Annotated in this window: 1 protein-coding gene; it reads right to left on the reverse strand. The window is 36.0% G+C overall.

Going from position 1 to position 895, the window contains the following annotated elements; translation table 11 throughout:
- The coding region (locus G7Y37_RS09070; RefSeq protein WP_165063141.1) for an Rpn family recombination-promoting nuclease/putative transposase at nucleotides 1-502 on the reverse strand (502 nt) is incomplete at its 3' end.
- Nucleotides 503-895: the final 393 nt, after the last annotated feature.

Consider the following 895-nt stretch of genomic DNA (forward strand, 5'->3'; position numbering starts at 1 on the left):
AAGAAAGCAGGTGCTTATCTTTTGTCTTTGCATAGTCTTTACAGTTAAGAGCAATCCAGTGTATGCCGCTGTCTATATCTAAAGTACTATCTTGTCTACATATTGGTTCTATTTCATATACAGGAAGCCCTGCTTTGAAAGGGTCGTGATTACAAACAAAGATAATATAGCTTGTGGGTAGCTTATCGTAGTCTGCTCCTTTATCTAGCGATGTAGTATCAATAGATGCTTGATAGTATCTATATCTCCTAGCGATATCCGCTCTTTGTTGAATTTGTAGTTCTATATCAAAGACTTCATGTTTTGTTTTAGCAAACAAATCTAACCTAACACTTTTAAAATCTAGTCTAGGTTCTATTGCTTGTTCTGCGTTTTTATAGATCAGATCATCTATTTGTTTACCTAATACACATTCTAGAAAGTCTTTACATATATCTTTTTGAATCATTACACGATTAAACATGAACTGATTAGTAATAGAAACAAACTTTTCTTTATCCATAGCAATCTATTCTTTCTCTAGAAGACTTATAAATCTTCTAATCAAGACTAGATTGCAAACCTTATAGCTGTGTATCAAAAATGCGATATCAAGTGACATATAGATTTCATGTCAAAACCAACTGATTGCAACACCTATTGATATCTCAAATCCCCATAGTTGCAACTTTTAATGAATGCAAATCTTGCAGAAATGTGTCGGGAGTTATCTACTATACAAACTTTGCAGCTTTTGCGAGTCGAGAAGTTACTGAGAAGTTACTTTTCGGTTGTGTGTCGATTGTTGGTGTCATGATTGCGTTTGGGAGGTGCGGGCTTTAGCCCGCCCGAGCAAACGCAGCATTGCCCAGAACTAGCTATATATTACACTATTGGCATCATGCCGCCCTTCCGA

This window comes from Adlercreutzia sp. ZJ154, assembly GCF_011039055.1.
Lineage (GTDB): Bacteria > Actinomycetota > Coriobacteriia > Coriobacteriales > Eggerthellaceae > Adlercreutzia_A.